Below are 25,133 nucleotides of genomic sequence, written 5' to 3'. Positions count from 1 at the left end.
ATTCCTTACGTAGTGGGAACAGCGGAGTCGCGAGCAAGCCGTCGGAGCAGGCCGACGGCCTTCTTCATGCCGTAGGCAACGATGGTCGTGCGGCCGTCCTCGTGGTTCCACTGCAGCAGCGCCGATCCGTCGTCGACGGAACCCTCTAGCACGGTCGGATTACCCAGTAGCGGAAGAGGACCGACGACCTTGATGGACAGTCCCAGAATCTCGGTCCAGAAGTAGTTGTCGGTGGGCGCACACGTGGGTTCGAGGCCGAGTGCGGAGGCCGCTGCGACCTTGCCCTGCGCGACGGCATTCGACCAGAACGGCGCTCGACCGGAACCGGCACGTGAATACGCGACGTCGCCTGCGGCGAACACGTCGGGAACTGCTGTGGCGCAGCGCTCGTCGATGGCAACACCTCGATCGTCGGCAATTCCGGTGCCGTTCAACCACTCCGTCTCGGGCACATCACCGGCGCAGGTGACCACCACATTGGCGTCGAGGATGCGGCCCGCGAACTCGATCCCGGTAACGGGGTTGCCCGTCAACGTAACCGGGCTGTCCGCGCGGAGAAACTCGACCGACGCGGCCTCGGCACGCGCGGTAATCGCGTCGGACAGATAGGTACCCAGTAGCCGTGTCAACGGAGGGTCGACGTCCACGACGGTGACTGCGATTCCGCGAGAAACGCACGCACTGGCGACCTCCATGCCGAGGAATCCGGCACCGACGACGATCGCCGTCTGCGCCGCATCGAGTTTCGGACGTAGTGCCCGAACATCGTCGAAGGTCCGCAGCACCGTCTCGCCCCTTTGCCCGGGAGCCGCAATGCGACGTGCAGCCGCTCCGGTGGCGACGATCAACCGATCGTACGGAACATCGGTACCGGCGGCGGTCGTGACTGTGTGGGCCTCGGGATTCACCGACACGGCCCGATCACCGATCGCCTCGATCCCGAGGTCCGACAGATCCCACGTTTCCGCCTCGGCTGCTTCGCCTTTGAGCACGTGCTTGGACAACGGCGGCCGCGCGTAGCAACCGTCGGCATCGGCCCCGATCATCGTCAGTGGACCTTCGTGTCCGCGGGCCCTCAGTTCGCGGACAGCGGTGCACGCGGCTATGGAGTCTCCGACGACGACGATCCTGCTCTCGAGAGAGCTCACGCCTGTTCTCGCAGTGCCGCCACCGGACACACGCCGACCGCAGACCGGGCCGAGGCCGCGAGGTCGTCGGGAATGTCGTTGCCATCGAAGGCGTAGTGCAGTTCGCCCTCGTCATCGAGGCTGAACACCTTGGGTGCCTGTTCGGCACAGATGCCGTGGCCCTCGCAGCGATCCCAATCGACGTCGATCCTCATGGCTGTGTCCCTTCTGCTGCCACCAATTTCAGCGGCAACCGTTCGTATCGATGAATGACGTTGTTGACAGCGCGTACGGGTGTTCCTGCGGGAACGAACTTCTCTACCCGCTGCGCCAGCACTCGGAGCATGGTCTGGGCTTCCAGACGAGCAAGCCCCTGGCCGGCGCACCCGTGCACGCCCGAACCGAAGCCGAGTTGACGCGCCGCGTCACGGGTGATGTCGAAGGCATCGGGGTTGTCCCATTCACGCTCGTCGCGGTTCGCCGACGCGTAGACCACCAGTACACGAGCACCTTTCGGGATTCGTGATCCGTCGATCTCGACGTCACGGACCGCGCGACGCGAGAATGCTCTGATCGGCGACTCGTATCGAACGACCTCGTTGATCGCTTTGGGGATCAGGTCCGGGTCCTGTCTGATCGCCTGCCACTGCTCGGGGTGCCGCGCGAACAGGTCGAGGGCCCCGGAAATCGCTCCGATGGTGGTATCGAGCGAGGGACCGAGGTAGTCGACCATCAACGCGGGACATGCCGACTTCTGAATCTTGTTGTCGTCGGCCGCCTTCAGAACATCGTCGCCCATACTTCCCGGAATCACCGATCGATCTCGCACCACGCGCCGCGAGTAGGCAAGCATCTCTGCGGCACCCTTGACAGCGGTGATCGAGTGTCGATTCACGGGACCGAGGGAGTCGAATGTCGCACCAGCCCAGCGGAGTAGATCCTCGCGTCCGTCCTCTGGCCACCCGACGAGATCGGGCACGATCGACATCGGCAGCGCTGTCGCGAGATCGTCCACGCCGTCGACAAATTGTTTCTTCAGTGCCGCGTCGACGACGGTCTCGGCCTTCTCCTCCACAGCCGCCTTCATCTTTCGGACGGCCTTCGGAGTGAGCCGATGCGCGAGCACCGATCGCTTGGTCGCATGCTCGTCGCCGTCACTGTTCAGTGTCGTTCCGCGGCCGAGCCGATTGGCGACGGGATTGAGCGCCACACCGTCACCCGAGATGAAGGTCACGTCGTCGAGCAGCACCGCCTTGCAATCCGCGTAGCGCGAGACGGCGAACACCTGCTGGCGGGGCAGCCACACCACCGGACCCAGCGCGCGCAGCCGGGCATAGTGCGGGTACGGATCGAGAATCGCGTCGGTGGAGTACAGGTCGGTGCGGTACTGCGGAATCGTCGCGTTCGTTGTCATGGGATCCTTCGGTGCTGCCGGAAGTCGAGGCCCCTGCCTTCACAGGGTGTTGACGATATCGTCACTCATGGCACGGTCGTACGTCAAGGCTTTTTGACGAATTCGTCATACTTGATTCGCGATAGGCTGCGCTCACTGACCCACAGAGCAGGAGCAGATCGTGACCGAAGGCAACCGCGTCGAGCGCCGCAAGGCACGCACCAGAGCCGCGCTGATCCAGGCCGCCCAAGGGTTACTCGCCAACGGGAACACCAACGCACCCGTGCTCGAAATAACGCAGGCCGCCGACGTCAGCAACGGCTCGTTCTACAACTACTTCGAGAGCAAAGAAGAACTGTGGCAGGCCGCCATCGACGCCGCTCTCGAGTCCGTCGGCGACTACCTCGATTCGCTCACCGTCGGTTTCGAGGACCCGGTCGAGAAATTCACCCAATCGTTCAGACTGTCCGGGCGCCTGTTCCGCCTCGAACCGCAACTGAGCCGCGTCCTGCTCAACTCCGAGGCCGCCGCATTCGCCGCGGCCGGTGGCCTGGCACCACGGTCGCGTCGCGATATCGAATCGGCCGCAGCGCAAGGGAGATTCGACGTCGACGACCCGGATCTCGCCCTCGCGATCGTCGCCGGTTCGCTGCTCTCCATGGGCCGTCTGCTCCTCGCACAGCCCGACCGCGACGAAGCGGCGACGGTCGACGGCACCACCGAGCGAGTGCTCCGCGCACTCGGAATTTCGACCGACGAGGCACGCACACTGTGCAGTAGTCCCTTGCCTGCGTCCTACAGCGGCGACGTCCACGCGGCCGTCGCACCCACTGCGTCCGTCCGGGACGGCAACGAAAGCTGATCGCCGTCCAGCTCTAGTCGTCGACGGCCCTCAGAGCCACACTGAGAGCCTCCTGTGCCGACACGTCGGCATCGACCGCGACCTGCAATTCGGCATCGTCGACGCCGACAACCAGGGGAACATCGGCGTCGGTCTGCCCACGCACATCCGCGAGCCCGTGCTCGTGTTCCTTCGCGCGTCGATAGTCGGCTCGGGCTACGTCTTGTTTCTCTCGGGCTGTGGCCACGTCGTCAGGCCCTGTGATGCCGGGGCCGGACATGCGTGGGTACCGGGGCCGGGACCGCCCGATCGACGGCCGCAGCCTTCCGGCTCCCGCCGCCGGTATCGATGTCGAGAAAATGCTGAAGTTCGTCGTGAATCGGTGTGTCCGTCATAGGCCTTGACCTTCTCGACCTTCGATAACGCAGGTCGGTTCGGCTTCGCTGAACCATAGTGGGAGAGGAGTTGACGGCGTCAATGCGACCCTACGGCCTGCGAGACCGCCGAGTTCACCACCCGAGCTGCCAGTACGGCAACACGGACGTTCTCACGCTGCGACTGCTCCGCCAGAACCGCGAATGCCGCTTCGGGCGAGATGCCGCGCAAGGCTATCAAGATTCCTTTGGCCTGCTCGATTGTTCCACGGGTCTTCATCGCCTCACGAAGACCGGCCGCTTCCGTCCTCGCTTCTGCTGCATGTCGCGAATTCCACACCGCAGCTTCGACCGACGTGACGAACATCTTGACGAGAACCTCGTCGACATCGCTGAAGCCCTCGCAGTCGAATCCGTACAGATTCAGCGAACCGGCATGACCCGAGTCGACAGCCAGCGGAGCAGACAGATAACTTTTCACTCCGATCGCGGCGGCTGCAGACGCGAAAGTCGGCCAGCGGGTTACGACCTCGTCGATCCGAACACTGACGATCTGGTTGGTTCTCGCCGCTTCGAGACACGGGCCCTCGTCTGCGGCGTACTGATCGGTGTCGACATCGATCACACGCGCATCCGAACATGCCGCCGTCGCGGGATTGTCGGAATCATGTCGGAGCAAAGTCACTCCCGCCATGTCAGCCCACGGAATGGCAGCGACCACCTGTTCACACAGGCCCTGCAAGAGGGTGTCAAAACGTTTGTATTCGAGCAGTATTCCGCGAAATATGTCGAGAGCATCGAAGGTGTCCTCGGCAAAATAGTCTTCGCCTGCATACCGACGTCGCCGGACAGGCAGAGCAGCCGAAATTTCTTCGTCGAATGCGGCTGCAGCCGTGGCTTCGGTAGCGGCACTTCGTTTGGGGCCGTTGGATGTGGAATCGGTCAAGTAGATCGCGTCCCAGATGGTGCAGTCATTACACCTGTTGGCGTGCACGAGGCCTGTCAGCGGTGATGACCTTCACCGAATGTTACAACCGTACGCCCGCTGTCAACTCGAACTGGATGAAACGGACACCACATTGATCTATTGACTTTCGATAGATTACTGTCGATACTCGCTCCATGCTGAGTGGATATCGAGTGGTAGTCCTGTTGCTTCGCCTGTTTCTCGCCGCGTTGTTCGCGGTGCTGGTGCTGATGCAAGTCATGTCGTTGCCCGGGCAGTTCGCCCACATGGCCCAGGAATCTCCCGAATCCGCGTACCTGCGATGGCCGCTGACCATCGTGTCGATCTTCTGGGTGCTGTGCATTCAGGTGGTCGTGATCGCGACATGGAAGTTGCTGACGATGGTGAACCGCAACGCCATCTTCACCCGCGCTTCGTTGGTGTGGGTAGACACGATCACGTGGTCGATCGTCGCGGCCTGGGTGGTGCTGGTCGCGGTGTTCCTCTACGTCGGATTCGGGGCCGACGACCCAGGCCTGCCGCTACTGCTCTTCCTACTCGTCGTCATCGTCGCCGTCGCCGCATTGTCGATGGTCGTCATGAGGACCCTGCTCAGTCAGGCCACGGAACTGCGCAGCGACATGGACGCGGTCATCTGATGGCCATCGTGGTGCGCATCGATGTTCAGTTGGCCAAGCAAAAGATGAGCGTCGGCGAGTTTGCCGAACGCGTGGGGCTGACGCCCGCCAACATCGCAGTCCTCAAGAACGGACGGGCCAAAGCCGTGCGCCTGAGCACCCTCGACGCCATGTGCCGGGTGCTGCACTGCCAACCCGGAGACCTCTTGGAATGGGTGGACGAATGAGCACCCGCGGCACTACTGGCCGGTGACATCCAGAGCGGCACCGACGATCGAATCGGTGTCGATGTGATGATGCTTGTACACCTCGTCCAGAGAGCCCACCTGACCGAAGTTGCTGACGCCCAACGACGTCGACGCAACGCGGTTCACGTTCGCAAGGAACGCCAGCGTGTGCGGATGGCCGTCGAGGACGGTCACCATCGGTGTCGCCCGATCGGCCGGCAACAGCTGATCGAGAATCCACGACTCCGCGTCGCCGTGTCCCTGGCGAGCCTGGACGGCTCGATAGAGCTGGCCCGGACTTGTGATGCACAGGACGTCCGCGACAATGCCGATGCGCTCCAAACGTGCTGCGGCGTCGAGAGCTTCGGGCATGAGCGCACCCATCGCCGCGATCGTGACGGTGGCTCCGTCTCGTCGGACGAGCGGGTAGCCGCCGGCCACCACCTGCTTGCGCCTGCGTTCGCGGGCCGCCGGATCGCTGGGCACGTCGGCCAACGTCTGATCGACCGGACGGGTCGACAGGCGCAGGTACGCCGAGGTGCCGTCGGGACGACCCAACTTGGCGATGCTGGCGAGCAGCGTCCACTCCACGTCGATGGCGAACGCCGGCTCGTACGAGATGCACCCGGGCTGCTCCAGACCGATCGACGGCGTCTTGATCGACTGGTGCGCACCACCTTCCGCAGCCAACGTGACACCCGACGGCGTACCGACCAGAATCGACTGACCACCCGCGTAGATGCCGTACGACCACGGTTCGAGGGCGCGTTCGACGAACGGGTCGTACATCACCCCGATGGGGAACAACGGCTCTCCCCACCGACTCCACGTTGCACCCAGCTCGCCCATCAATCCGACCAGATTGGTCTCTGCGATACCGAGTTCCATGTGTTGACCGGTGGGACCCTCACGCCAGTGCATGATGGTTTCGGCATCGTCGCCGAACCAATCGTGCCGCTCCGACGACGACCAGACACCGACCTTGTTGACCCAACCGCCGAGATTGGTGGTCGAGCTGACATCGGGACTGACCGTGACCACGCGCCGCGCCGCATCCGGGGCCTCACGCGTCAGGTCGATCAGGGTGCGGCCGAGCGCGGCCTGCGTCGTGGCCGTGCCCTTGGGAGTACGGCCGATGTCGGTGGGAACTGCAGGCGGTGCCGAGACGGGCACCGGCTCGCGGCGCAGCCGTTCGGCGACATCGGCGCACAACTGCCCGGCAGCTGTGGCGTCGTCGAAGCGGCCCCATGGCGAACCGACGTCGGTGCCGAGAGTGTCTGCCAGAGCCGCATATTCGTCGACAGTCAGCAGAGACGAGTGGTTCTGCGGATGCCCCTGAGTGGGGAGGCCGAATCCTTTGACCGTGTAGGCGATGATCACCGTGGGCCGGGTGTCGTCGATCTGCGCGTAGGCCTCGCGCAGCGCGTCGAGATCATGGCCGCCGAGATTGCGAATCGACTCGGTGAGAATCAGATCGTCGAGGTCACCGATGAGCGCAGTGATCGCCGTGGCATCGGAACCGTCGCCGGGCAGTCGATTTCGCAATTCGGACGCCGAGCACCGCAGCAGCCGCTGATACTCGGGATTGGGCATGTCGAGAATGCGACGCCGCAGGGCGTCACCACCGGTACGCGCGAAGAGGTTCTCGAGCAACCGACCGAACCGCACGGTGATGACCTGCCAGCCTGCCGCGTCGAACATCTTCTCGAGGCGACGCGCGGCGATGTTCGGCACCACCCGGTCGAGGGACTGACGGTTCAGGTCGACGATCCAGACGATCTCGCCCAACTCACCGATGCCCGGATCGATGACGGCTTCCCACACGGCACCCTCGTCGAGCTCGGCGTCTCCGACGAGCGAATACTGCCGTCCGCGAAACCCACTCGGGGTGTCTGCGGAAAATGCGGAGTCGACGAAGCGGCGCGACATTGCGCCCCAAATAGGTGCCGTCGCACCGATACCCACCGACCCCGTCGAGTAGTCGACGGTATCGGGATCCTTGGCGCGCGACGGGTAGGACTGCAGCCCACCGTACGAGCGCAGCGTCGTCAAATACTTCTCGTCCAGCTCACCGAGAAGGTAGTTGATGGCGTGCAGCACCGGCGACGCGTGCGGCTTGACCGATACTCGGTCGCCCGCTTCGAGCTGCTCGAACCACAGCGAGGTCATGATGGTGACCATCGACGCGCACGACGCCTGATGACCGCCCACCTTGAGACCCGTCGGATTGGGCCGGATTCGGTTGGCGTGGTGGATCATCGACGTCGACAGCCACAGCACCCGCTCGGAAATGTCGTGCAGGGTTTCGCGCCCCCCGGTGACCGAATCACCGTCGGTCGAGTTGCCGGTGGTCGAGCTGAGGCTGGTCATGGCGAGCACTCCTGAAATAGGCGACGAAAGATTGCATCGAGTGGACGTGGCGGGACCGGATGGGTCCCGTCACTCCATGAGGCAAGCGTTCGGATTGCGAAGCGCCGAGTCAGTCGCGTCTGTGATGCAACCGGCGTCAGTCGACCAGAACCCGGCGGGCTGCGCAATAGAAGTCATCGACATTGAGCAATCTGCGCAATTTTCGGAATCAGCCTTTGCCGTTTCTGGTCGACCTGATCACCGCGGCCCGGCACCTCGGCGAGTCGCGGAATCGATGACAGCTTCGAATGCGTCGACGATCAGCGCGACCGACTCGTCCAGATCGAGATCCGCCGTCTCGAAGAAGGCATCGGCGGTTCGATCGAGAAAGCCGGTCCACCCTGAAATCGCAACAGCGACCAGCGGCGGCAACGGATCCGGAAGTTCGGCCAGGGCCGCGACCTGACGCTCACCCTCGGCGCGAGCCTGCCGGAGGGCGCTCTCGACGCCTGCCTCACCGAATTCCTCCTCCCGCACCACGCGCAAGTAGAGCGCTCGGTGATCCCGCAGAAACTCGATGTGCCGTCGGACGAATCCTTCCAGCCGCGCTCGGACGGTCCGCTCTTCGGACTGCGGCCCCTGCGCGTCGGACAACTTGCCCAGAACGTCGGCCAGCGCAGCCTGCACCAGGCCCTGCTTGTCGGTGAAGTAGTAGAAGAGCAACCCGTGCGCCACACCCGCTCTGCGCGAGATCGCCGCCGCACTGATGTCTGCGCTGGCACCTTCGGAGATCATCTCGATCGCGGCGTCGATCAACGCCTGACGGCGATCGCGACGTGGGCGGGCGCGCCGCGACTGCTCTGCATCGTCGACGTCGTTCGAGGGCACCGTCCGAGACTAATGCAGATCGAGTCGGCATTTGCGTCGACCTCTTGCGTTATGTGCAGATCATCTGCAATATGTGCGAGAGAGCCGGGACTGCCGCGCTCCCCATCGAGGAGGTCCGATGATCACAGTGACCAGTGCCGCAGGCGGGATCGGACGGTTGCTCGTCCGGCAGCTGACCGCGCAGAAGATGCCCGTCCGCGCTGTCGTGAAGAACGACAGTCAGGCTGCGACCACCCGTCGAGACGGGGCAGCCGAGGTCGTCGTGGGCGATCTGCGGTCGCCCGACACGCTCGACAGAGCTCTGGCCGGAGCCGACGTGCTCTATCACGCGGCACCGACCCAGATCATCGACGAGAGACCGATCATCGAGCACCTGATCGCAACGACTCCGGCAAGTGGGTTGCAGCACATCGTGTTTCACTCCGTGATCCATCCGGACCTGCATCAGCTGACACACCACCACCAGAAGGACATCGCCGAGGGCCTGCTCCGCGACAGCGGAATCCCCACCACGGTGCTCAGGCCGTCGCACTACATGCAGAACTACCTGGAAGTGTGGGAGTTCCTGCAGGCAGGCGTCATGCCGTACCCGGTGTCGCCGGACAGCATCATGGGTGTCGTCGATCTCGCCGACGTCGCCGAGGCCGCGGCGAACGTACTGATCGACCCGTCGCCGCACACCGGCCGCACCTACGACCTGTCCGCGGTCGAACTCACCCGACACCAGATGGCCGAGATCTGGTCACGCGTGCTGGGGCATCCGGTGACCGCCATCCGAATCCCGCCCTCGTCGCTGACGAATACCCTCGATGTGGTGCCTGCACTTCCTGCCGTCATCGGTCACGCCGTGCGATCGACGAAGCTGCGTTCGCTCGGACATATCGTTCGCGGCGCGCAGGCCGCGTCGAATCCCCGCGATATGAAGAACTGGCCTGAAGATGCACGTCAGGCGTACCGCACGATGATGACCCACTACGACGGCCATGGCCTACCCGCAGGTGACCTGACGGTTCTTCCGACTCTGCTCGGACGCACACCCACCTCGTACGAACAGTTCGCCCGGCGCTCCGCCGCTGAACTCGGACGCACGGAACGATGAGCCGCAGGGCTTCTCGCTACAGTCCAGGCCGCACATTGGTCACCGGGGCGAGTTCCGGAATCGGCGCCGAATTCGCGCGAGTGCTGGCCGCCCGCGGCTCCGATCTGGTGCTCGTCGCCCGACGGGAAGATCGTCTGACAGCGCTGGCGGACGAGCTCGAATCGACCTACGGTGTGCGCTGCCGAACAGTGCCCTGGGACCTGTCGGAGGAGGCCAGTGGTCGGCGGCTCCGCGCCATCGTTCCCGAGCGCATCGACCTCATCGTCAACAACGCAGGATTTGCGGTCCAGGGACCGTTCGTCGACGGCGACGCCGACGATTTCGAGCGGCTCGTCGCCGTCGACATCCGCGCGGTCGTGGACATCTGCTCGGCGTTCCTGCCGGGCATGATCGCCCGCACAGCAGGCACCATCGTCAATGTGGCCAGCACGACGGCATTCCAACCTGTCCCGACTCTTGCCGTGTATGCGGCCGCCAAAGCCTTCGTGCTGAGCTTCAGCCAGTCGCTGTGGTACGAAGCAGCGCAACACGGAGTCAGAGTGTTCGCACTCAACCCCGGACCCACCCACACCGAATTCTTCGACGTCATAGGCGATTCGGCCACAGCCACCGGTACCTACCAGACACCGACCGACGTCGTCGCCACCGCCATGAAGGCACTAGACGCCAAACGGTCACGGCCACATGTTATTTCGGGTCGCCGCAATGCTCTGCAGGCGGCGACGGCGGGTATCGTCCCCGCACGAGTTCTACTCCCGGCCCTCGCACGAATGCTGCACTAGACTGTCACGATCATGGCCAGGGTCTCGAGATTCACACTCGCCGATCGCCGAGAGGCGGTGGCACGGGCATTCGGGGGTTCCGAAAGCCCGACAGCCGTAGCCACGGACTTGGGCATCCACACCACCACGCTGTACCGCTGGGCCGGGTCGTCCACCACTGACGAACCCGGGCCCGCACCGACACGCCTCATCGAGGCCACCCAGGAGCTGCTTCGGCACGCCGACTACGCAGACATCACGATCGAAAGTGTCGCTGCGCAATGCGGTCTGGCACCCCGAACGGCCTTCCACCACTTCCCCAACAAACGCCAACTCTTTCAAGCCGCCGTCGACGACGCCGCCACCGTTCTGATCGAACGCATCCGTGAACGGTCCGCGGACGCCGGCTGGCCGAGCACCCCACTCGAGCAGCTGCAGACATTTCTGCGAATAGCTGCCGAGAGCATCTACGAGACACCGCGCACGCACGTGCTGTTCCGCAATCTCGGAGTCCCGAAATCCGAAGGCACAGCGGAGCGTTGGCACGACAGCTTCGTCGATGCCATCACCGAACTACTCCGCGCCGCTGCCGAAGCAGGGCAGATCGACAACGCCACGGACCTCCCTGCCTCAGCCCGACTGCTCACCGGTGCCATGCGCGGCATCCACACCGCAGTGTTCGACGGCGCCGACGCCGACACGGCTCTGGCCCTAGTCGGCCGTGTTCACCTTCTGATCCCGCCTGCGCGGCGCGACGCGACCGACTACGACGTCACTGTCGGCCCTGACGCAGCGCAGCGGTGACCGACGCGAACATGGTCGTCTTGATGGCTCCGATGGTGGCTTTGTCCTTACCGGCAATTGCCGAGAGCCGCTCCAGCGCAGCATCGATCACCGAGTCCTCGGCCGCTACGCCGTCGACGAGACCTGCAGTGAGGGCCTCCGCGCTCCCGTACCGATGTCCCGTGGTCATTGCGACCATGGCCGTCTGCGGAGAGAGCTTCGCCTGAATCAGAGCGGACATGCCGGGAGTGAAAGGGATGTTGATATCCGCTTCCGGAAAGCAGTAGTAGCCACGATCCTCGCGCATGAAGCGGTAGTCATGGGCAATGGCGAACATCGCTCCGGCACCGAAACTGTGCCCGTTGACCGCCGCGGCGGTGGGTATCGAAAACGTGAGTATTCGGGCGAACAGCGTCTGCACTCGATCGACGTACCAATCGGCGCGATCACCATGGGCCATCAGCCAGTCGAGGTCCAGTCCGTTGGAGTAGAACTTGCCCGCTCCTACTGTGATCAGCCCGCGCGCCGACCGCTCTATCTGGTCCAAGTGGGCGTCGACCGCATCGAGCCAGTCCGGTGAGAATCGATTCTCGTCCGAGCCGAGCGTCAAAATCGCTATGTCACTGCGAATTTCTAGCGTAGGAGTCATCGTGAGCTACCTTTCGAGGGTGCCGAGGCTATGAAGACTTCGGCGGTGGAGGGGGCGGAGGAAGAGTGAGGACGCCGCGCACGGCGGCAGCGAGTCGTTCGCGCACCGATGCGTCTGGCGCACGGCGACCCCGCAGGAGCAACGCGGCAGGGAGCTCGACGGTGCAATCCTTGATCACGGCTACGGCCGTGCGATCCGCTCGGTTCCACATCTCGGTCGACAACCGCACGAACAACTCGACGAGCGTCGAATCGAGCATACGAAGGTCGTCGGCAAGCGCGTCCGGAATATCGTTCGAGCCCAGCAACTCTCGACGCGACACAATCATGAGAAACTGTCCGGCCGTCGGATGATCGAGTAGAAAGCGCGCCGGCGCATCCGCAGCAGCCACTATTGCGTCCACCGCGGTGCCCGTCGCCAATGCGTCGTCCACGGACCCTCGCTGCACGGTGAGCATGCGCTGCGCGCCGCGCAACCACACTCGGCCGAGGAGTCCGGCCCGCGACCCGAACGCGTGGTAGATCGCCCCGTTGGACACCGAGGTCAGCTCAGACAACGCGCGAATGGTGACCGCGGCCGGGCCCGACTCGACGGCCAACGCCTCGGCCACATCCAGTAGGTGGTCGAGATCGTGCACGCGTGGGCGGGGCATGACGTGACCGTAACAGAGCAACTGCTCTGTTACAACGACACGCTCGGCACCGCACCCATTCCGGATTTTCGACTGACCATTAGTCAAATTATTGACTGACAGTCAAACTGCACTTAATCTGGATCACACTCCGATCGCGACGAAAGGTCGATTCATGAGCGCAACGCACGATGCACCGACGATCGAGACGCAACGGGTCGCTCCCGACTACATCGCGCATTGGGTCGTCAAATCTGCGCGAACCGAGGAGATGGTGCGCTGGTACGGCACGGTGTTCGGGGCCGAGATCGCCTACCAGGACGACGAGATCACGTTCTTGACCTGGGACGACGAGTCGCATCGACTCGCGATCATTGCCGTGCCCAAGCCGGTGAAGTTCCTGTTCCCCTTCGCCAAGCTGCGCCGCAAGGCCTACGGCATCGATCACATCGCCCTGACGTTCCGATCGCTGGAACGACTGCTGGAGAACTACGTGCGGCTCAAGCGCCAGGGCATCCTTCCGGTGTGGTCCATCAACCACGGGCCGACGATCTCGCTGTACTACGAGGACCCGGACGGTATTCGGCTCGAGTTCCAAGTGGAGAACTTCGATTCCGACCACACTGCGGCCTTCTTCTTCACCGAGGAATTCGCGCGCAATCCCATCGGCGTCAACATCGACCCCGACTACCTCCTCAGCCGACTCCGCAACGGAGCGACCCACGAGGAACTGCGGCAGCGTGAGGCCGGAACCAGGCCCGGCCGGCCGGTGATCGCCAACAAGAAGACCATCACACCGAAAACTTTGTGACCGATTGCTAGGGGGGATCGAAAGCTATGCCCATCAACATCATTCGAACCGAGGACGGCTGGTGGCGTCTCGACGGCGACCAGGCCGTCAGGATCGACACCACCGCGCAGACCACCCGTGAGCTACTGGCCGACCGGCCGGCCATCGACGCCGCATCGGGGACAGGCACGAATGTCGCCGAGCTCGAACTCCTCTCACCCATCACCGCACCGTGCCGAGTGGTGGCGCAGTTGCTCAATTACCGATCCCATGCGATCGACGCCGGCTCGGACCCGAAGACCCTGCAGCCGACGTTCTTTCGTAAGTCGTCCGCGTCGATCAGTGGCCCGAACGATCCCATTCGGCAACCGCCGGAGGTAGCTCTGCTCGACTACGAGATCGAGCTGGGCGTGGTGGTCGGTGCCGATATCCCCATCGGGACAACCGTCACCGACGACAACCTCGCGTCCTACGTGGCGGGCTTCGTCGTGGCCAACGACGTGTCGGCTCGGGAGATCCAGTTGACGAAAGTGCAAGTGTACGAGAGCAAGTCGTATCCCACCTTCACCCCACTCGGCCCTCGACTGGTGCTGCTCGACAACGACGAGCTGCGACGACTGCCCGAGCTACGGATGACGTTGGCGGTCAACGAGGAGATCCGTCAGGACCAGACCATCGGCGACGACCTCATCACTCCTCCCGCCGAGGCCTTCACCAGACTGGCCCGTTTTCAGAACATGACCGCAGGCGACGTCCTGTTGACCGGAACTCCGATCGGCACGGCAATCTCCGCGCCGCCCAAAGCGATCCAGAAGATCGGCGAACTCATCCCGCCTGCGCTGAAGTGGAAGTTCTTCTTCGCACGCCAAGCCAAGAACCCGAAGTACCTCTCGGTCGACGACGTCATCACTGCCACCATCCGCACTCCGGACGGGTCGATCGACCTGGGGACCCAGGAAACCGTCGTCCGATGAGCACTCCTGTCGTCATCATCGGTGCCGGGCCGGCGGGTACCACTGCAGCGCTTCTGCTGGCGCGCAGGGGTATTCGAACGGTATTGCTCGAGCGTCGAACCAGTCCCCTGTTCCATCCGGCGGCTCACGTCATCAATGCTCGGACGCTGGAGATATGGAACGAGTACAGCCCCGAACTGGCCAAGTCCATAGCGGCGATGTCGCCTCCGCACGAACAGGTCAATCTGATCAGCTGGTACGGTGACCTGGCCGGAGACGCGATCGGGTCGATCGATCTGCTGTCCGATCCCGAACGCAAAGCCATCGTGGAAAGCCAGAGCCCGTACATGGTGTCGCACATCGGCCAGCACATTCTGATGCCCGTGCTGTGGGACGCCGTGGACGCCGAACCGCTGATCGAATTTCGCCGCGGAGTCTCCGTCGAATCGGTCGAATCGAACTCCGGTGACGCGCGCATCGCCTTCCGCACCCTGACGGGTGACGTCGACGAACTCGGTGCGCCGTACGTCCTTGCCTGCGACGGTGCCAACAGCGCGACCCGCGACGCGGCCGGGATATCGCTGACCGGACCGGTACTGGCCAACATGGGCAGTGCGTTCTTCACGTCGACAACGCTGTTTCCCGACGACGCGCGTCCGCTGTTGAGTTGGATCTACACCCCGGACCTGTGCGGAGTGCTCATCTCGCACGCCGACCACCGCTACATCCTGATGACGGCCTATCTGCACCCAGCGCAGGAGATCGCCAGGAATGGCCGCCGATTCTGGGAGAAGACGCTACCGAAGGCGTTGGGTACGAACGACTTCACGCTCGAATCGACGGGCACGTGGGTGATGACGTCACAGACGGCCGACACCTTCCGCCACGATCGGCTGCTGTTGCTGGGCGATGCCGCTCACCGCTTTCCGCACACCGGCGGCTTCGGGCTCAATTCGGGAGTGCAGGATGCCCACAACCTCGCGTGGAAGCTCGATGCCGTGCTCTCTGGTGCGGCAGGCCCGGAGCTGCTGGACACCTACGACACCGAGCGTCGGCCCGTGGTGGAGAAATTCGCCGAACAGAGTGTGGCCAACCACTTCCGCATGGACGACATCGGCAAGCGCGTCGGGATCACCAACGCCATGCTGGCCAAGGCAACTCAGGCCATGGGGCGGGCACCACTGAACAAACTTCCGGGCCGACTGATCGCGCCCATCGCGGCTGCAGCAACCCGCAAGCAGATGAGCCGATCACGAAGCCTGCGCCCGGATGCCCCCGGGTCGGCGGAACTGCGCGCCGAAATCGCAGCCGCGATTCCACTGCAGTTGGAGCATTTCGTCTCCACCGGCCTGCAATTTGGCTTCCTCTACGACAGTCCACTGATCGCCCAAGACGCGTCGACGAAGCCCGTGGAAGATGTTGTCGATTACGTGCCCACCACGTACCCCGGTGCGCGATTGCCTCACGCGCTCGTCTCGGTCGACGGGCAACTCGTCTCGCCGCACGACGTGTTGGACCCGAACATGTTGACGCTGTTCACCTTCCACGGTTCCGCGTGGGAATCGGTGATTGCTGGTATGCGTGATGTACGCCCGGGTATGTCGCTCGTCGTACTGGACGCACCCGTCGGCGTCGATCGCAACGAACTGATATCGCTGTACGAGGTAGGTGAGTCCGGAGCAGTACTCGTCCGACCCGACGGTCACGTCGCCTGGCGTACCAACGATTCGGGGAGTTCGCTGTCCGACTTCCTCGAAACGCACTGGAGGAAGTACTACGCCGCCTGACGGACCGTCGACCGCCGTGATCGGAGCCTGATTCCCACCGTCACGACGGCGACGATCACTGCGGCAGATACTGCCGTCCATCCGACCATGGCGTTCGTCAGCTCGCCGCCGAGGCGCCCCTGTGCCAGCCATCCCAGTCCCCACACGATGGCGAACATCGGAGCGATCGCTCCGTTCGAGTAACGCGCCAGAGTCACCCCGACCATTGCTGCGACGGCCAGTACAACGACCGCCCAGACCGTCGCGCCACCGGTGACTCCGAGATCGACCAGCCACGCCGAGATGTTCGCGATGGTGGCCACGCACACCCACCCGAGATAGAGACCCATCGTGCCGTCGGTGATCACCGCGTCGACCACGGATTCCGGGCGCTGCTGTTGCAGGTGAACGAAGACGCGCACGAGAGCGGCCAACAGCGCGACGATGACCACCACGCTGAGCCACACCTGCCCGAACTGAATCGCGAGAATCCACGCCGGATTGAGCAACATCGACGCGATGACCGGTGCCCGCAAGGCGTCGTGACGTGCAGTTCGACCGGGTAGGAACTGCCAGACGGCATAGACGACGAGACCGGTGTAGATCACCGACCAGATCGAGAACGCGGGACCAGCGGGAGCCACCAGCGTCGACGTGGCACTGAGCGCCCCGCCGGCCGCCTCGGCAATGGGCGTCCCCATCCACGCGCCGGACCCGAGAAACGACACCACAACCGCAACGACCGCACTGACAACGACGCCAATCCTCATGGCTGCGATAGTCCCCGAAAAACAGAAGCGACAAACCCTGAACTGCAATGCCGCTACGTTGTGCTGATGACATGGCGATGGACGGTGGGACTGATGCTCGTCGCCATCACCGCGGTCACCTGTGCGTCGCCGGCGTCGCTCGGACCTGCACGTCCGGCGGCCCAAATCGGATCAGCGGAGTCCTTCGAATGCCAGGTTCTTCAGCCGGTCGACAGACCGACCCCGGCTGTCGATCGTCCGATCCCTGGAACAATTCCGGACGATTTTGTGCCGGCAACCGCGGTCATGTGCGAAGGCGGCGAAACCGTCGATCCCGACGGCACAGTCGCCTACCGCGAGCTACGCCGAGCGGGAGACTTCTCCACCGCGATACGTCTGCTGAACGAGCCGTCCGAGCGCGAGCTGACTGCGGACCTGTGTCCGACCTACAGCGTGGCTGAACCCGATCAACTGTGGCTGGAAGACGCCCAAGGCAGAGCGATGCAACCTACCCTTCCCGTCGGAGAATGCGGCCTCCCGAAACAAGACGGAGTCGAGGCAATCCGCGCACTCGAGTTGGTGGACGTGGTGGAGCATCGCGACCCTGTTCTCCAACGGGCACGGCTCAGTGTGTCCAGTTGCTCCCCTCATTATTCGGACCCCGTCGTAGGTACCGAGCCCGCCACGGGACTGACGGTCGGCTACATGTATTGCTTGTTCTCCGGCAGGGTCCCTGTCGGCACCACAGATGAAATCGAGATATCGATCGAAGACTTGGCACCCGCCGGGCCCTGCACGATGTCTGCGACGCGGACGGCGGTGACGACATATGCTGCTGGATGGCCGTCGAACATTCGCAATTTCACCATCGAACTCGACGGATGCCGTCGCGCCATTCCCGACGGGTATGCGCCGCTGCAGGCGACCGACGAGTTGTTGGCTGCGTTCTGGTAGACACGCGATATGCCCGCATCCATTGCCCTGCCGTCTCGCCGAGTCTTCGCAATTGCGTGCGGGCTCACGCTGCTGACGGCCGTCGGATGCAGTTCGTCGCCCGCTGGACCCGACTCGCCCGCGCCCGCAAGTACGTCTGCAGCACAGTCGCAGTACGAGCTGACGGGCACTGCGGGGACGCTGCTCGAATCGGAGGATTTCGGGTCCCGGTCGGCCAGGCTCACTGCGACAGGTGCGACCGTCTATCGCTTCGTGTACGAATCGACATCCGGTGTCGATGATTCTGCGACGGCGGTCTCCGGCGTCGCCGCTGTTCCGCCCGGTACACCTCCGGCAGGTGGATGGCCGATCGTCGTCTACGGCCACGGCACCACCGGCGTACAAGCCGACTGCGGGCCCTCCCTGTACCCCGACCTACTCGGATTGGACTCCACGGTCGAGGCTTTCACCGAACTCGGCTACGTCACGGTGCTACCCGACTATCAAGGACTCGGCAGCGGAGACGGCACCCACCCGTACCTGGAGCCGCGCACTGCGGGCCACAACATGATCGACGCGGCTCGCGCCGTCCACAACGGCCTGCCCGAGACCTCTGCTCGGTGGGCAGCCGTCGGACTGTCGCAGGGCGGGCAAGCAGCCTGGGCCGCAAACGAATTGAACTCCAGCTATGGGCAAGGGCTGGAACTGATCGCCTCGGTCTCACTGTCCCCGCCCACGGATCTGGCACCGCTTGCGCGTGCCGCCAGGGACGGCACCCTGACCACACCGCAGAAAGGGCTGCTGCCGTACCTGCTCTACGGGGCGCAACAGGTCGATCCCACCCTCGACCCTCGGGACTACAGCGGCACGGTCGCTCAGACCAACACAGAACTACTACTCGCGTGCCAGGGCACGAACACCGCAACCAAGGAGCGCGCTGTCAGCGAGATGGCACCGACGGAGTTCGCGCCGAGATCCCCCGAGGCAGAACAGAAGCTGTTCGATCTGATCGGCCGCTACACCCTCCCTCAGGTACGAACCACCGTGCCGATGTTCGTCGCCTACGGTGCGCGCGACGACATCGTGCTACCGCAGTGGACGGCCGACGCCGTCCGCGCAGCGTGTGTGCTCGGCGATCGGGTTGTCGCTCAGGAACAACCAGAGCAGGGACACAACGTGAGCGACGACTCGGCCATGCAATTCCTCGCCGCCGAATTCGCCGGTGCATCGGTTCCCAGCACGTGCTGACCAACGAAAGGATTCTTCGGTGAGCGGGAGGATCGCACGCTACACCCATGACGGACTCGAGTTCGACGTCCTCGACCAGGGACCTCTGGACGGACCGATTGTGTTGCTGCTGCACGGCTTTCCCGAACGAGCCGCGTCGTGGTCCGCAGTGATGGACCAGCTGAACGAGGCGGGGTTCCGAACAATCGCGCCCGATCAGCGCGGGTACTCGCCGGGTGCCCGACCCAAACGCCGACGCGACTATCGCGTCGGTGCGCTCGTCAACGACGTCGTGGCCCTCATCGACGAAATCGGTGCCCCGGTGCATGTGGTCGGCCACGACTGGGGAGCGATGATCGCGTGGGTCACCGCAGGCCGACGCCCCGATCTGGTGTCGTCGCTGACGGCATTCTCCGTCCCGCATCCCGGGTCGTTCATGACGGCTCTGCTCACCTCACGACAAATTCTGCACTCCTGGTACTTCGCATTCTTCCAACTGCCGGTGCTCCCCGAGAAATGGATGACACGGCCTGGCCAGAGGGCCGAAAAGTGGTATGAGAAAAGCGGTATGAATGCGGACGACCTGGAGTGCACGCGCACGGACGTCGTCGACTACGGCGCACTTCCCTTCGCTGTCACTTGGTATCGCGGACTGCCGTTCTCCAACCCTGGTATCGGCCGTCTGCGCATCACAGTCCCGACATCGATGGTGTGGAGTGACGGCGACACCTTCATCGGCCGCTCGGCCATCGAACGCGCACAACAGTACGTCGATGCCCGCTACACCCTGACTGTGCTTGCCGGAGTGACACATTGGATCCCGACTCAGGCACCGACCGAAGCCGCGCAGGCAATCATCGCCAACGCCTCATAGATGCCTGCGGCAGTGGTGCGGTTATGTGCCCTCTGCGGCGCTCTGCCGCACCACTGCCGAAGGCACCACGGGCATACTGGAGTCATGGATTCCGTCGGACTTCTCACCGAACTGGTCACCCAGCCCACTGTGTCGGGTGATCCCCGTCCTCAGCGCTCCTCGATGGACGCGATCGTGTCCGTCCTCAGGGCTCGCGTCGGTGACCTTGCCGTCGACGGCGATCCGGATGGTCCCCACCCGTGGCTGTTGATCACCAATCCCTCCCCACCGACGGCGACGCGGTTGATGTTCGCGTGCCACGTGGACACCGTGCCGGCGGGTGATCTGTCGAATTGGCAGTTCGATCCCTTCGCCGCGGATATCGAACACGGTGTTCTCCGTGGCCGCGGCACCTCGGACATGAAGGCCGGGCTTGTTGCCGCCACCGCTGCGGTGATGGACGCCTTCGACAACGGGGTTCCTGCCGCCCTGTTGCTCACCAGCGACGAAGAGATCGGGTCACTCGGTGCGCGTGCCGCTCGCCACGCCGTCGCCGAGTGCGCCGTAGGAGCGGTCGTGGTTCCCGAGGCAACGGGAAATCGCGTCCATCTGGGGCATCGAGGTGCGTTGTGGGTCGATGTGACCACCAAAGGCATTGCAGCACATGGAAGTACTCCGCATCGGGGTGAGAGTGCAATCATGAAACTGGTCGACGTGTTGGCACGAGCCCGCACCGAGCTCCCGCTGTCCACGGATCAGTTCCTGGGCGCGGAAACGTTCAACGTGGGATTGATCGACGGCGGCTCGGCACCCAACATCGTTCCCGACGCCGCACACGTCGTCGTCGACCATCGCACCGTCGGGGACGGGTCCGATCTGTTGTCCTGGTGGCGCGATCAACCCGAGGTCGATCACGCCGACGCTCGCATCGATCTGCCCGGAGTTCGCACACCCCAAGGCAACGGATGGGTGGATGGACTTCCGCATACCGTTGCGGCAGAACCGGTTACGTACTTCACCGACGCGTCCGTCATAGCATCCGCTGCCCCCTCCGCACCGGTCGTCGTGTGGGGTCCGGGGACGCCGGCCCTGATGCACGCCGCCGACGAAACCGTCACGCTCGACGAACTCGACGCGGCGATCGTCGCCTACACCGCGGCGACGCGTGCGTGGCCGACCGTCGACTGACGGACCACCAACTCCGGCTGCAACGCGATATGCGCAGTGCCGGTGTGATCGCTGTTCATGGCCTGATCCAGCAGTCGAGTGGCCTCCGCAGCGATTCGTTCCTGCGGTTGCCGGATGGTGGTCAGCGGCGGATTGCTCAATGCAGAGAACGGAATGTCGTCGAACCCGGTGACCATCACATCGCCCGGGACCGACAATCCCAGAGCCTGGCAGCTCTGCAGCACCCCGAGGGCGATCAGGTCGTCCGCACCCACCACCGCATCGGGCCGCGTGGGAGAAGCGAGGATCGAGCGCGACGACTCACGCCCCCAGTCGATCGAATAATCACCCAACAACGTCCACTCGTCCCGCGTCCGAATCCCCACGCGCTCGGCATGGCGGAAGAAGCCCGCCCGCCGCAACTCCGTCGACGAATTGGTCAGCTCGGAACTGATGAATGCGGCACTCCGAACCCCCTGTGCAGCAAGGTGATCCATGATCAGACCCTGAGCGGCATCATCGTCGACGCCGACCCAATCGGTATGAGTATCGAGAGCGAAGCGGTCGAGCTGAACCACAGGGATCGCACGGGCCGACGCACGAACGGCCTCGGCGGAACGTTCTCCATGGCACGGGCTGATGATGATGCCGTCGACCTGACGCGAGACCAGACTACGTAGCCGTTGCGCCTCTACTTCAGGATCCGATCGCGAATCGCACAGGAACAGCTGCAGTCCACGCTGCGAGAGAACGTGTTCGACGTTGACGACGAGCGAGGTGAAGAACGGGTTGGCAATACTGGGCACCACCATCCCGACCGTGTCCGTGCGGTTGCGGCGCAGAGAGCTGGCGATGATGTTGCCCGAATAGCCGAGTTCGGCCGCCGCCTGCCGAATACTCGCGGCAACGTCGTCCGACACCGGACGTGACCCCGAGAGCGCCCGAGACACCGTGGCTGTCGAGACGCCCGCGCGCTCCGCGACGTCACGAATGGTTGCTTTGCGCATCCAACTCCTACTCTCGCGTGTGAACCGAGGCTAGCGAACCGCACGGTCGCTTGCGATGCTGTTTACACAGTAGAGGTAATCGTTTACATAAACGACTCAAGAATTCCTTGACACGCCCCGGTGTCGATCCCCTACGGTGCATACATACGAGGCAATCGATTACATCGCCTTGGTCGACGCCCACACCAGAGGAGCTCCTTACGTGAGTACGTCCCCGTCGGATCCGAACCCCTCAGCCGCGCTGGGGGTATTTCCGACCAAGCCGTCGGCGCTGGCCGAGATGTTCACCTCCGCACCCGCACTCATCGGCGCAATCCACCTGCCCGCATTACCGGGCAGCCCGCACTACAAGGGCCAGCCCGTCTCCGAGATCGCAGCCTTCGCCGTGGAGGAGGCGCACGCGTACATCGACAACGGATTCGATGGCGTCATCGTCGAAAATCATTGGGACATACCCTTCCTCAAGCCCGGAGAGCACGGATACGAAACAGCGGCCAGCATGGGTGTCGTCACCGCCTCCGTCGTCGGTGAGTTCGGCAGCAGAGTCGGAGTATCCATCCTGTCCAACGCGGGCGAATGCGGCGTGGCCGCGGCGTGGGCCGCCGGAGCGAGCTTCGTGCGGGTCAACCAGTGGGCAAACGCCTACATCGCCAACGAGGGATTCATCGAAGGCCAGGCAGCCAAGACCACCCGCTTTCGCCACCGCATCGGTGCCGACCCGGTCAAGATCTTCGCCGACGTGCACGTCAAGCACGGTGCCCACGCCATCGTTGCCGATCGCACCATCGCCGAACAGACCGAGGACGCGGAATTCTTCGACGCAGACGTCCTCATCGCCACCGGCTCGAGAACCGGTGACGCCGCCTCGGTCGACGAGGTGTCGGTCATCAAGAACAACACGGTCCTCCCCGTCATCATCGGATCGGGAATCACGGCGGCCAACGTCGCCGACCTGATGAACGAATGCGACGGTGCCATCATCGCTTCTTCGGTGAAGGAGAATGCACGCTGGTGGGGCCGGGTCTCCGGCGAGAAGGTTCGCGACGTGTCCCGCGCAGCCGGGAAGTAGACGATGATCGTATTTTTCGGCTACGCCAACAACGATGTGACGGTTCATGTTCCGCATGTTCCGACCCTCGGAGAGAGGGTGCAGGCTACGACGATCGAGTCGATCGACGGCGGCATGAATGCCAACGCCGCAGTGTCGGCAGCCCGCATGGGAGCCCGCGTCGCGTTCGCCGGAGCGGTGGGCCCGGACATCCGATCCTCCGAATTCCTCGCGGCCCTCGAACGCGACGGAGTCGACACCAGCTGGGCACCGCGCGACGCATTCCTTTCCACCGCAGTGGTTCTCATCGCCGACGGCGGGGACCGATCGATCATCAGCCAGGACGACGCCAACGACGCAGGCAGACTACGCACGGTCCTCGACAAGCTCTCGATCGACGGTGGACGCGTGTTCCTCGACGGCTACCGCGCGTCGATGCTCCCACCCACACTCCCCGACAACGTCGGCCTCGCCATCGACCTCGACGGCTGTGACGACCTCGACGCCGCACTGCACGCATTCGCCCTTGCCGACCACGTCATCGTCGGACGCAGTCTGTGGCAGAACAGCTTCGGCATTCCAGCCGAACGGTGGCCGATACTGACCGCCGAGCACGACACCCACCTCGTCGTCACCGACGGCGAACGCGGGTGGACCCTGGTCACACCCTCGGGTGAGACCATCGCCGAACCGGCAGTACCGGTCGACGTCATAGATGCCGTCGGAGCCGGAGACTGCTTCTGCGGCACCTACATCGCCTTCATCGACGCGGGCGAACCCCCGATCCACGCAGCCCGAATGGCGGGAATCTCGGCAGCACTCGCCTGCGCCACAGCCGGACCACGCGGATGCCCCACGCCGACCGAACTCACCGACTTCACGACCACGCTCGCCACTGTCGACCTTCAGGAGACCCGATGATCAAACGCGCACTCCCCCTCGTTCTCGGTGCCGCACTCGCGCTCACCCTCACCTCGTGTGACTCCGCATCCAGCAGCGACACCGCGGGCGGAACCGACGCAGCCGCGTCGAGCATCCCGGATCCGAGCCGCGTCGCCAATTCGTGCGACGGCAAGAACGGCACCCTCAAGGTCGGTCTCGTCACCATCAACCTGCAGGCCCTGTTCTTCAACCAGATCAACAACGCAGCCCAGAAGATCGCCGACCAGACCGGCGTCGAACTGCAGATCATCAGCGGCAACGACGACTCGGTCAGCCAGGCCAACGCTTTCGACAACCTCATCGCCTCGGGCGTCGACGCGATCATCGTCGATGCCATCGACACGGACGGCATCAAGCCCTCGATCGTCAAGGCCGATGCTGCGGGCATTCCGGTCGTCGCCGTCGACGCCACCGTCGACGATCCTGCCGTGGACACGCAGGTCGGCACCGCCAATGCCGAAGGCGGCGTTCAGATCGGCGACACTCTCACTGCGTTGGCGGACAACACCGGCACCGTGGGAATCGTCGGCGCACTCAACAGCACCATCCAGCTCGAACGTCAGAAGGGCTTCACCGATACCGTCTCGGCGGCCGGGATGACCGTCGGCACCGTGGTCGACGGCCGCAACATCCAGGAGAACGCGCAGACCGCAGCCGAGAACCTGCTCACCGGCAACCCGGACATGCAGTACGTGTACGCCACCGGGGAGCCTGCTCTGATCGGATTGGTCGCCGCGGTGAACAGCCAGAACGCCCAGGACCGAATTCAGGCCGTCGGCTGGGATCTGTCCGATCAGGCCGTCTCCGCTCTCAACGCAGGGTGGCTGAAAGGCGTCGTGCAGCAGAACACCTTCGAGTTCGGCTACGAGGCCATGAATGCCGCCATCGACCTCGGCTGCGGACGGACCGCACCCGCTGACATCCCGGTACCGACCCAGATCGTCACTCCGGAGAACGTCGGCGACTACATGTACTACCTGGAGAAGTAGTCC

27 protein-coding genes are annotated in these 25,133 nt (G+C 63.9%); 16 read left to right on the top strand and 11 right to left on the bottom strand.

Annotated features, from left to right (window positions below; genetic code table 11):
* Positions 1–5: 5 nt before the first annotated feature.
* From K414_RS0107850 to K414_RS0107840, 3 genes are read right to left on the bottom strand one after another with little or no spacing between them, the layout of a single operon-like run.
* Positions 6–1,148: an FAD-dependent oxidoreductase gene (locus K414_RS0107850; RefSeq protein ID WP_027495454.1), complete on the bottom strand. Its 1,143-nt coding sequence runs from the start codon at positions 1,146–1,148 to the stop codon at positions 6–8.
* Positions 1,145–1,342: a ferredoxin gene (locus K414_RS0107845; protein WP_027495453.1), complete on the bottom strand. Its 198-nt coding sequence runs from the start codon at positions 1,340–1,342 to the stop codon at positions 1,145–1,147. Before K414_RS0107845 ends, K414_RS0107850 begins: the two co-directional genes overlap by 4 nt.
* Positions 1,339–2,541 (bottom strand): cytochrome P450, encoded by a 1,203-nt coding sequence (locus K414_RS0107840; protein WP_027495452.1) that lies wholly within the window; start codon positions 2,539–2,541, stop codon positions 1,339–1,341. Before K414_RS0107840 ends, K414_RS0107845 begins: the two co-directional genes overlap by 4 nt.
* 160 nt (positions 2,542–2,701) lie before the next feature.
* On the opposite strand from K414_RS0107840, the gene K414_RS0107835 reads away from it, so the two are divergent.
* Positions 2,702–3,382: a TetR/AcrR family transcriptional regulator gene (locus K414_RS0107835; protein WP_027495451.1), complete on the top strand. Its 681-nt coding sequence runs from the start codon at positions 2,702–2,704 to the stop codon at positions 3,380–3,382.
* A 13-nt stretch (positions 3,383–3,395) separates the two neighbouring features.
* Here the strand turns inward: K414_RS0107835 and K414_RS0107830 are convergent, their stop codons facing one another.
* Together K414_RS0107830 and K414_RS26325 are read right to left on the bottom strand one after the other, a co-directional pair.
* On the bottom strand, positions 3,396–3,608 hold the full coding sequence (locus K414_RS0107830; protein WP_152530379.1) for a hypothetical protein: 213 nt from the start codon (positions 3,606–3,608) through the stop codon (positions 3,396–3,398).
* A 227-nt stretch (positions 3,609–3,835) separates the two neighbouring features.
* Positions 3,836–4,681 (bottom strand): GAF and ANTAR domain-containing protein, encoded by an 846-nt coding sequence (locus tag K414_RS26325; protein WP_152530378.1) that lies wholly within the window; start codon positions 4,679–4,681, stop codon positions 3,836–3,838.
* Between the two features lie 176 nt (positions 4,682–4,857).
* On the opposite strand from K414_RS26325, the gene K414_RS0107820 reads away from it, so the two are divergent.
* Positions 4,858–5,340, top strand: coding sequence for a DUF2975 domain-containing protein (locus K414_RS0107820; protein WP_027495449.1), 483 nt, complete (start codon positions 4,858–4,860; stop codon positions 5,338–5,340).
* A complete protein-coding gene (locus K414_RS0107815) occupies positions 5,340–5,546 on the top strand; it encodes a helix-turn-helix transcriptional regulator (protein ID WP_027495448.1) in 207 nt (68 codons plus the stop codon). The genes K414_RS0107820 and K414_RS0107815 overlap by 1 nt, the downstream gene beginning before the upstream one ends.
* A gap of 12 nt (positions 5,547–5,558) precedes the next feature.
* Here K414_RS0107815 and K414_RS0107810 read toward each other — a convergent pair whose 3' ends face one another.
* Entirely contained in the window at positions 5,559–7,916 is a 2,358-nt protein-coding gene (locus K414_RS0107810; protein ID WP_027495447.1) for a pyruvate dehydrogenase, read from the bottom strand.
* A 237-nt stretch (positions 7,917–8,153) separates the two neighbouring features.
* The gene (locus K414_RS0107805; protein WP_027495446.1) at positions 8,154–8,783 is read right to left on the bottom strand and encodes a TetR/AcrR family transcriptional regulator; all 630 of its coding nucleotides are present in this window, start codon (positions 8,781–8,783) and stop codon (positions 8,154–8,156) included.
* 118 nt (positions 8,784–8,901) lie between these two features.
* On the opposite strand from K414_RS0107805, the gene K414_RS0107800 reads away from it, so the two are divergent.
* Genes K414_RS0107800 through K414_RS28150 form a run of 3 tightly spaced genes read left to right on the top strand, consistent with a single transcriptional unit; the run spans position 8,902 to position 11,447 of the window.
* Positions 8,902–9,882 carry an NmrA family NAD(P)-binding protein gene (locus K414_RS0107800; RefSeq protein WP_037218999.1) on the top strand — a complete coding sequence of 327 codons (981 nt, stop codon included), beginning with the start codon at positions 8,902–8,904 and terminating at the stop codon, positions 9,880–9,882.
* Positions 9,879–10,664, top strand: coding sequence for an SDR family oxidoreductase (locus K414_RS0107795; protein WP_032389695.1), 786 nt, complete (start codon positions 9,879–9,881; stop codon positions 10,662–10,664). The genes K414_RS0107800 and K414_RS0107795 overlap by 4 nt, the downstream gene beginning before the upstream one ends.
* 12 nt (positions 10,665–10,676) lie before the next feature.
* Positions 10,677–11,447: a TetR family transcriptional regulator gene (locus tag K414_RS28150; protein WP_027495443.1), complete on the top strand. Its 771-nt coding sequence runs from the start codon at positions 10,677–10,679 to the stop codon at positions 11,445–11,447.
* Here the strand turns inward: K414_RS28150 and K414_RS0107785 are convergent.
* Positions 11,416–12,075 carry an enoyl-CoA hydratase/isomerase family protein gene (locus K414_RS0107785; RefSeq protein ID WP_027495442.1) on the bottom strand — a complete coding sequence of 220 codons (660 nt, stop codon included), beginning with the start codon at positions 12,073–12,075 and terminating at the stop codon, positions 11,416–11,418. The two genes, K414_RS28150 and K414_RS0107785, sit on opposite strands and share 32 nt — an antisense overlap.
* A gap of 28 nt (positions 12,076–12,103) precedes the next feature.
* The gene (locus tag K414_RS0107780) at positions 12,104–12,727 is read right to left on the bottom strand and encodes a TetR/AcrR family transcriptional regulator (RefSeq protein WP_072692027.1); all 624 of its coding nucleotides are present in this window, start codon (positions 12,725–12,727) and stop codon (positions 12,104–12,106) included.
* A 154-nt stretch (positions 12,728–12,881) separates the two neighbouring features.
* On the opposite strand from K414_RS0107780, the gene K414_RS26315 reads away from it, so the two are divergent.
* The 3 genes from K414_RS26315 to K414_RS0107765 are packed head-to-tail and all read left to right on the top strand — an operon-like array spanning position 12,882 to position 16,236.
* The gene (locus K414_RS26315; protein WP_032406084.1) at positions 12,882–13,517 is read left to right on the top strand and encodes a VOC family protein; all 636 of its coding nucleotides are present in this window, start codon (positions 12,882–12,884) and stop codon (positions 13,515–13,517) included.
* A gap of 26 nt (positions 13,518–13,543) precedes the next feature.
* Positions 13,544–14,470, top strand: a complete 927-nt coding sequence (locus K414_RS0107770) for a fumarylacetoacetate hydrolase family protein (protein ID WP_027495440.1) — start codon at positions 13,544–13,546, stop codon at positions 14,468–14,470.
* Complete coding sequence (locus K414_RS0107765; protein WP_027495439.1) at positions 14,467–16,236, top strand: FAD-dependent monooxygenase; 1,770 nt, start codon at positions 14,467–14,469, stop codon at positions 16,234–16,236. Before K414_RS0107770 ends, K414_RS0107765 begins: the two co-directional genes overlap by 4 nt.
* Here K414_RS0107765 and K414_RS0107760 read toward each other — a convergent pair.
* Positions 16,224–16,985, bottom strand: a complete 762-nt coding sequence (locus K414_RS0107760; protein ID WP_027495438.1) for a TspO/MBR family protein — start codon at positions 16,983–16,985, stop codon at positions 16,224–16,226. The two genes, K414_RS0107765 and K414_RS0107760, sit on opposite strands and share 13 nt — an antisense overlap.
* A 66-nt stretch (positions 16,986–17,051) precedes the next feature.
* On the opposite strand from K414_RS0107760, the gene K414_RS26310 reads away from it, so the two are divergent.
* The 4 genes from K414_RS26310 (at position 17,052) to K414_RS0107740 (ending at position 21,165) form a co-directional block, all read left to right on the top strand.
* On the top strand, positions 17,052–17,918 hold the full coding sequence (locus K414_RS26310) for a hypothetical protein (RefSeq protein ID WP_152530377.1): 867 nt from the start codon (positions 17,052–17,054) through the stop codon (positions 17,916–17,918).
* 9 nt (positions 17,919–17,927) lie between these two features.
* Positions 17,928–19,145 carry a lipase family protein gene (locus tag K414_RS0107750; protein ID WP_051364991.1) on the top strand — a complete coding sequence of 406 codons (1,218 nt, stop codon included), beginning with the start codon at positions 17,928–17,930 and terminating at the stop codon, positions 19,143–19,145.
* A gap of 19 nt (positions 19,146–19,164) precedes the next feature.
* The gene (locus K414_RS0107745) at positions 19,165–19,998 is read left to right on the top strand and encodes an alpha/beta fold hydrolase (RefSeq protein ID WP_027495436.1); all 834 of its coding nucleotides are present in this window, start codon (positions 19,165–19,167) and stop codon (positions 19,996–19,998) included.
* A gap of 84 nt (positions 19,999–20,082) precedes the next feature.
* Entirely contained in the window at positions 20,083–21,165 is a 1,083-nt protein-coding gene (locus tag K414_RS0107740; RefSeq protein ID WP_027495435.1) for a M20/M25/M40 family metallo-hydrolase, read from the top strand.
* Here the strand turns inward: K414_RS0107740 and K414_RS0107735 are convergent.
* Positions 21,126–22,151 carry a LacI family DNA-binding transcriptional regulator gene (locus K414_RS0107735; protein WP_027495434.1) on the bottom strand — a complete coding sequence of 342 codons (1,026 nt, stop codon included), beginning with the start codon at positions 22,149–22,151 and terminating at the stop codon, positions 21,126–21,128. The genes K414_RS0107740 and K414_RS0107735 overlap by 40 nt on opposite strands.
* Positions 22,152–22,353: 202 nt before the next feature.
* Between K414_RS0107735 and K414_RS0107730 the strand changes: the two genes are divergently transcribed.
* From K414_RS0107730 to K414_RS0107720, 3 genes are read left to right on the top strand one after another with little or no spacing between them, the layout of a single operon-like run.
* Entirely contained in the window at positions 22,354–23,220 is an 867-nt protein-coding gene (locus K414_RS0107730; protein ID WP_230073156.1) for a BtpA/SgcQ family protein, read from the top strand.
* Between the two features lie 3 nt (positions 23,221–23,223).
* On the top strand, positions 23,224–24,120 hold the full coding sequence (locus tag K414_RS0107725) for a carbohydrate kinase family protein (protein WP_027495432.1): 897 nt from the start codon (positions 23,224–23,226) through the stop codon (positions 24,118–24,120).
* Positions 24,117–25,130, top strand: a complete 1,014-nt coding sequence (locus K414_RS0107720; RefSeq protein ID WP_027495431.1) for a substrate-binding domain-containing protein — start codon at positions 24,117–24,119, stop codon at positions 25,128–25,130. Before K414_RS0107725 ends, K414_RS0107720 begins: the two co-directional genes overlap by 4 nt.
* The last annotated feature ends 3 nt before the right edge of the window (positions 25,131–25,133 follow it).

Origin of the sequence: Rhodococcus sp. JG-3, assembly GCF_000482405.1 — a bacterium.
GTDB classification, from domain to species: domain Bacteria; phylum Actinomycetota; class Actinomycetes; order Mycobacteriales; family Mycobacteriaceae; genus Rhodococcoides; species Rhodococcoides fascians.
This window is presented reverse-complemented; position numbering and strand designations above follow the sequence as displayed.